5 protein-coding genes are annotated in these 7,142 nt (G+C 44.8%); 2 read left to right on the forward strand and 3 right to left on the reverse strand.

Annotated elements, in window-relative coordinates:
* Position 1: 1 nt before the first annotated feature.
* Positions 2 to 2,302, reverse strand: a complete 2,301-nt coding sequence (gene rnr / locus B0180_RS09120; RefSeq protein ID WP_078256630.1) for a ribonuclease R — start codon at positions 2,300 to 2,302, stop codon at positions 2 to 4.
* Positions 2,303 to 2,403: 101 nt separating this feature from the next.
* Here rnr and rimI point away from each other — a divergent pair, with 101 nt between their 5' ends.
* A complete protein-coding gene (gene rimI, locus B0180_RS09125) occupies positions 2,404 to 2,919 on the forward strand; it encodes a ribosomal protein S18-alanine N-acetyltransferase (RefSeq protein ID WP_267888878.1) in 516 nt (171 codons plus the stop codon).
* Between the two features lie 73 nt (positions 2,920 to 2,992).
* On the opposite strand, the gene infC is transcribed toward rimI, so the two are convergent.
* Both infC and thrS read right to left on the reverse strand, forming a co-directional pair.
* The gene (gene infC, locus B0180_RS09130; protein ID WP_205276590.1) at positions 2,993 to 3,490 is read right to left on the reverse strand and encodes a translation initiation factor IF-3; all 498 of its coding nucleotides are present in this window, start codon (positions 3,488 to 3,490) and stop codon (positions 2,993 to 2,995) included.
* 176 nt (positions 3,491 to 3,666) lie between these two features.
* On the reverse strand, positions 3,667 to 5,604 hold the full coding sequence (gene thrS / locus B0180_RS09135) for a threonine--tRNA ligase (RefSeq protein WP_078256632.1): 1,938 nt from the start codon (positions 5,602 to 5,604) through the stop codon (positions 3,667 to 3,669).
* Between the two features lie 134 nt (positions 5,605 to 5,738).
* Here thrS and B0180_RS09140 point away from each other — a divergent pair, with 134 nt between their 5' ends.
* Positions 5,739 to 6,755 (forward strand): threonine aldolase family protein, encoded by a 1,017-nt coding sequence (locus B0180_RS09140; protein WP_078256633.1) that lies wholly within the window; start codon positions 5,739 to 5,741, stop codon positions 6,753 to 6,755.
* The last annotated feature ends 387 nt before the right edge of the window (positions 6,756 to 7,142 follow it).

The following is a 7,142-nucleotide window of genomic DNA, read 5'->3' on the forward strand; positions in this document are numbered from 1 at the left end:
GTTACTTTGATTTACGACGAGCCTTTTTTGGCTTGCTATTTTTGTCTGATTTGTCATTGTCAGGCTTAGGGGGCATCGTTTGACTGTCGCCATTTTTATCAATACGATTTAGGTGCTCAACCAAGCGAAAATCAATTTGTAGCAAATCCATATTAACGCCTGCAACCTGAATGATCAGCCCATCACCCAGCCCAAATCTTGAGCCGCGCTCACCGACGAGCTTTTGTTCGCGCTCATCATAATCAAAGTACTCATCGCCCAGCTGCGAGATGTGGATCAAACCTTCGATAAACAAGTCATTTAGCGTGACAAATAAGCCAAAATTAGTCACCGTCGTCACCGTTGCACCAAATTCATCACCGATGTGGCGCTGCATGTAGTGGCATTTTAACCAAGTTTCGACATCGCGAGATGCTTCTTCGGCGCGGCGTTCGGTCATGCTGGTTTGTTCGCCAGCGTCGTCTAAGGTTTTATAAATCGTCGCTTCAGGTTTTTGATTTGTGACTTTGTCTTTGATGGCGCGGTGCAGCATCAAGTCTGGATAACGGCGGATTGGACTGGTGAAATGACTGTATTCATCATATGCCAAGCCAAAATGCCCAATATTATCGGGACTATAATTAGCTTGCATCATCGAGCGCAGTAGCATACTGTGGATACTGATGGCATCAGGACGATCGGCGGTTGCTTTGATGATGCGCTGATAGTCTTCATGCGTCGGCGATTCGCTAGGGAAGCTTAGCCCAAAGCTTTTGACATATTCATGCAGGCGCGCAGATTTTTCATCATTAGGCTTGTCATGATTGCGATACAAAACGGGTAATTCATGCTTGAGTGCCAGATTAGCGGCGCAAGTATTGGCAAGCAGCATCATCTCCTCGATGAGCTTATGTGCATCACCTCGAGTGCGTGCTACGATGTCGACGATGTCGCCATCTTTGCCAAATTTAATATAAGTCTCCGCCGTCTCAAATGCCATCGCCCCACGATCTTCACGGCGCGCATCAAGCACGCCATAAAGCTGATGCAGTGTGTCGATGGATTTGAGCACCGCGCCATTACGCACCAGCTCATCTGGCAGGGTTTCGTTGGTTGGGTCGTTAAAATAGGCATTGACTTGATTATAAGTCAATCGAGCTTGTGAATGCATGACGGCAGGATAGAATTCATAGCCGGTCACCTTGCCTGCGCGTGACAGCTTAATATCCGCCACCATGCATAAGCGATCCACTTTTGGATTGAGTGAACAAAGCCCATTTGATAGCGCTTCGGGCAGCATCGGAATCACGCGGTGCGGAAAATAAACCGAAGTACCGCGCTCATAGGCATCTTGATCCAGTGGCGACCCAGGAGTGACATAGTGGCTGACATCAGCAATGGCGACGATGACACGATAGTTACCGCCGGCGCGTTTTTCAGCATAGACGGCGTCATCAAAATCGCGAGAGTCTTCACCATCAATGGTTACCAATGGCAGATGGCGCAGATCCACACGATGATCAAAGTCTTTTTGGGTGGGTTCATCAAAACTTGCGGCTTGCTTTAAGGCGGCAGGGCTAAACTCATGCGGAATGGCATAATTATACAGCGTCGTCTCAATGATCAGTTCACGGTCATTCAGACTGGTCAAAAGTTCGGTAATTTTACCTGTGGCAAACTCCTGATAGGTAGGCAGATCAATCAAAGATACTTTAACATCATCGCCAACGCCTGCATTCATCTCCTCGACATTCTCGGTGGTGACGGTGATGGGCTGATGCGCGTTAGCACCTGCTAATTGCACAAAATACCCTTCATCATCCGAGCTTAATTTACCGATAAACTCAAGCTGACTACGCTCAAGCACTTGAGTAATGCGCGCCTCAGCCTTTCCGCGGTATTCCGTTGCGACCGCTTCGACAGTATCGCCATCAAACACAAGGCGCATCTGCTTTTCATGTAAGAACAAATCAGGCATATCATCAAGCACCACGAAGCCAAAACCTTTTGGATTACAAGACACTTTACCTGTTAATAGGGTTGGTAGCGGCGCGACGCTAAAATGAATGCCATCAGAGCGTTCAAGCTGCCCATCGCGCAGCATGGCTTTTAGGCGATTGGTGAGTGCAAAAAATCGATCTTCGTCATCCAAAAATCCAAAGTGCATGGCAAGCGACTCTTGGGTGGCAGGATTGCCTTGATTGGTGATATCCGCCACCGTCTGCAAGATCAGCAGGCGAGAGGGGATGGGGTTTTGATACTTTGATGCTTCGATTTCAGCATTGGGGTCATTCCATTTGGTTTTTTTTGTTTTGCTGGTCATAGTTACTTACCTGATTTGCTTTTGTATAAAGTTGGTTTATTGTATCATAAAGCCTGAATTTATGTGCGCTGTCTGTGAATTGGAGAATGGGCGTGAGTCTTATGGTTATAAAAAAATCAGCAATCTGCGACAAGGATTTTGAGCTTATTTGTCAAAAAATCGCAGAGCTTGAGCGATCTGTTATGCCAGATGATCCATGGCGTGCGACTGCGATTCAAGAAGTGCTGAGCCAATTTGGCGCAGAGTTATTGATAAACATAGAAGGTGAGTCTAATACAGATCTTAGCTCGGCGGTCATTAAGGGATATTGTATCTATCAAATCATCTTTGAAGACAGTGAGCTGCATCGCATTGGCACGCACCCCAATTTTCGTCGGCAGGGCATCGCCAGGCAGCTGCTTGATCAGCTGATTTATCAAGTCAGACAGGCTCATTGTCAGCAGCTATTATTAGAAGTGCGCGCTGATAACACCGCTGCCATTCAGCTATATCATCAAGTAGGATTTGAGCGATTTGGGGTGCGCAAAAACTATTATACCAGTGGTGAGACGATCTGTGATGCCCTTATCATGCGTCTGGTGCTCAATAATGCAAAAGACCAAAGCGGGCATGGCTGATTACAGATAATAACGATCGGAATGCACCAGCATCCCGATCGTTTGAGCATCAGTTTTCTATGTGATACTAAGCTTACTTTTTCTTGGCAGGACCAAGCAGCATACCCATTTGTCGACCCTCGACTTTGGGAGCTTGTTCAACGCTAGCAATCTCGGCGGTGTCAGTAATAATGCGCTCAAGTTGCGCTTTTCCAATTTCTTGATGTGCCATTTCGCGACCACGGAAGCGAATACTGACTTTTACCTTGTCTTTGTCTTCCAAAAACTCAACAATCTTACGCAATTTGACCTGATAATCTGCTTCTTCAGTACCAGGGCGCAGCTTGATTTCACGAACTTGAGTTTGTTTTTGGTTCTTTTTGGCTTCTTTGGCTTTTTGTTTTTGTTCGTACAAATAGCGCTTATAGTCCATAATTTTACAGACAGGGGGCTTGGCATCGGCGACAATTTCTACCAGATCCAAATTTTCATCGGCAGCAGCTTTTAGGGCTGTTTGGATATCTACCACGCCCATTTGCTCGCCGTCTTCTTTAACCAAGCGAACTTCTTTTGCGCGGATTTCTTCATTAATATTTAAACGGTTTGACGGTTTAATGGTCTTACTCCTAAGAAAATTGAAAATTTATTGTAATGGTTTGAATGAATAATTACAAGCCTTATTATAGATTTGATCGGTCATAAAAGATAATCAAATCTATATAAACCATGTATCAAAGGGGCAGTAATTTGGATTACCGCCCCTTAGCCTTAGTTAAGATTTTCAGATTTTGCCACATAGCGACCTTTTTGTGCGATGGCATCGTTGATTAAAGTGATGAACTCATCAACGGGCATAGAGCCAAGATTATTACCTTCGCGAGTGCGGACATTGACAGTGCCGTTTTCGACTTCTTTATCACCCATTACTAGCATAAACGGAATACGTTCAAGGGTGCGCTCACGAATTTTAAAGCCAATTTTCTCGTTACGCAGATCGCTGATGGCACGCAGACCAGCGTCTTTAAGCTTGGAGACTACCGCTTGACAGGCGTCAGCTTGTTTGTCGGTGATATTCATGACAACCGCTTGGGTAGGCGCAAGCCAAGGCGGGAAAAAGCCAGCATAGTTTTCGATCAAGATGCCAATAAAGCGCTCAAAACTGCCCAAAATCGCACGATGAAGCATCACAGGGCGCTCGCGGTCGCCTTGCTCATTGATAAATTCAGCGCCCAATCGCTCCGGCAAGTTAAAGTCTAGCTGCAATGTGCCGCATTGCCACTGACGACCTAGGCTATCTTTTAGGGTGAATTCAATTTTAGGACCGTAAAATGCGCCTTCGCCTTCTTGTAGCTCCCAAGATAATCCAGCATTATCCAAAGCATCTGCCAAATCTTTTTCTGCCAAATCCCACAAAGCATCATCACCCACACGCTTTTCAGGGCGTGTTGATAATTTCATCAAAATATGATCAAAACCAAAGTCTTGATACACTTTTAAAGTCAGCGCGATAAAATCTTGTGCTTCTTGTTTGATTTGTTCGTTGGTACAAAAAATATGAGCATCATCTTGAGTGAGTTGGCGCACGCGCATGATGCCATGTAGCGAGCCTGATGGCTCATTACGATGACAAGAACCAAATTCTGCCAAGCGAATAGGCAGATCACGATAAGATTTCAGACCTTGATTAAATACTTGCACATGACACGGGCAGTTCATCGGCTTAATGGCGTAATCGCGGCTTTCAGAGCTGGTTGTGAACATATTTTCGGCGTAATTTTCCCAATGCCCTGATTTTTCCCACAAGCTTCTATCAACAATTTGTGGCGTTTTGATTTCTAGATAGCCATTGTCTTGTTGAACTTTGCGCATATATTGTTCAAGTACTTGCCAAATTGTCCACCCATTTGGATGCCAAAACACCATGCCAGGCGCTTGTTCTTGCATATGAAATAAATTAAGCGCCTTACCGATTTTGCGGTGATCGCGTTTTTCGGCTTCTTCGATGCGCGCGATGTAGGCTTTCAGATCTTTTTTGTCTGCCCAAGCGGTACCGTAGATGCGCTGAAGTTGTTCATTTTTAGCATCACCGCGCCAATAAGCGCCGCTCATCTTAGTCAGCTGAAACGCCTTTAAAAAACGCGTATTAGGCACATGCGGACCACGGCACATATCGATGTATTCTTGATGATAATAAAGCCCCATTGCTTTTTCGTCAGGCATATCCTCAATCAAGCGCAGTTTATAGTCCTCACCGCGTGACTCAAACACCTTGATGACCTCATCTCGCGGCGTCATTTTTTTGATGACATCATAGTCTTGGTCGATGAGTTTTTTCATGCGTGCTTCGATGGCTTGCATATCCTCAGGCGTGAATGGGCGTGGGCTATATATGTCATAATAAAAGCCATCTTCAATGACAGGTCCGATGACCATCTTAACCTCAGGATACAGCTGTTTGACAGCATGACCCAAAAGGTGTGCGCATGAGTGGCGAATGATCTCAACACCTTCAGGATCTTTGGCGGTGATGATTTGGACGGCTGCATCGGTAGTGATGGGATCGCTGGCATCGACCAATTGACCATTAACGCGACCTGCGATGGTCGCTTTGGCAAGTCCAGGACCGATGTCTTGAGCGATTTGCATGACTGTTGTTTCGCCCTCAAATTGGCGAACGCTACCATCTGGTAATGTGATTGCAACCATAATAGTGCCTTAATACTGAAAATTGTGTTAAAAACTTAAAAGCCATAAAACATTTGATTATAACAAAGTTTTCAGACAGTGGCGATAACTAAATGATGATATAATATCAATTTTTAAAAATCATAAGGAGTCACATGAAACATTTTGCTTCTGATAATTATGCTGGCGTACACCCAACCATCATGCAGGCGCTGATCGATGCCAACCAAGGGCACGAGATGGCTTATGGGGCAGATAGTATCACGGCGCGCCTTGATGATTTGATCCGCCGTGAATTTGGTGAGCAGGCGGTAGGATATCCTGTGTTTAATGGGACTGGTGCCAATGTTTTGGGGCTGCAAAGTCTCATGCCGCGCTATGGGTCGGTTATTTGTGCAGAGACTGCGCACATCAACCAAGATGAGAGCAATGCACCGCAAGCTGTGGGCGGCTACAAACTTTGGACAGTACGAAGCGATGATGGCAAATTGACGCCTGAGATGATCGCGCCTTACGCTCAAGGTTTTGGTAATGAACATCGTGCTCAGCCTTTGGTGCTGTATATCAGCCAAGTGACTGAGTGCGGCACTTGTTATACTGTCGATGAGTTGGCGGCGCTTGCAGAGTTTGTGCATGCGCGTGGCATGAAGCTGTTTGTGGATGGCGCGCGCTTGGCAAATGCCGCCAGTTATTTGGATGTCAGCTTTTATGAGATGATCACTAAAACTGGCGTGGATATGGTGGCATTTGGCGGCACCAAAAATGGCTTGATGTTTGGTGAATGCCTTATTGATGTCAAAGGCGTGATGTCAAATGAGATGAAATTTTTGCGCAAAATGAGCATGCAAACCGCCTCAAAGATGCGCTTTATCTCAGCGCAGCTGATTGCTTTGTTTCAAGATGATCTCTACAGATCCCTTGCCAATCACAGCAACCAGATGGCAAAGTATTTGTCAGATGAGCTACTAAAGCTTGATGGTGCCTCCTTGGTTTATCCTGTAGAATCTAACGGCGTATTTATCAAAATGAAACAAGATCATATCGCCAAAGCCAGAACCCAAAGTAATTTTTATGATTGGCATGACGACTCGGTGCGACTGATGTGCAGTTTTGATACTACAAAAGCAGATATTGATGTCTTAATAGGCGCAATAAAAAATGATAGCCATTAAAAACGGCTTAGTTAATGACGCTTATGTTCAGCCAAATAGTCTAGGTTTGGACTTATTTGGCTGATATTTTATAAATGGCAGTTGGGATATAATAAATAAAAACCCCATAAAATCAACCCCTTACCAACTTTCTCATCATTTTCCCAAAAAACCGCTTTACAAGCTGTCAAATCCTGCCTATAATACGCACCACTTAAGCAGCACAGCACAGTAAAAAACACTGCTAAATCAACAACTTAGCAAACAGTTGACTGAAGCTTCAACTCTTTAAAAGCAATTAATTTTAAATTTTTGAAAAAAGTGCTTGACTTAATAAAATTTCAGCGTATAATACGCAACTCATTGAGCAACTGGACGACAGTGTTCAACACTATTTAAAATCCAAAC

Source organism: Moraxella canis (assembly GCF_002014965.1).
In the GTDB taxonomy this organism is placed as follows: Bacteria; Pseudomonadota; Gammaproteobacteria; order Pseudomonadales; family Moraxellaceae; genus Moraxella; species Moraxella canis.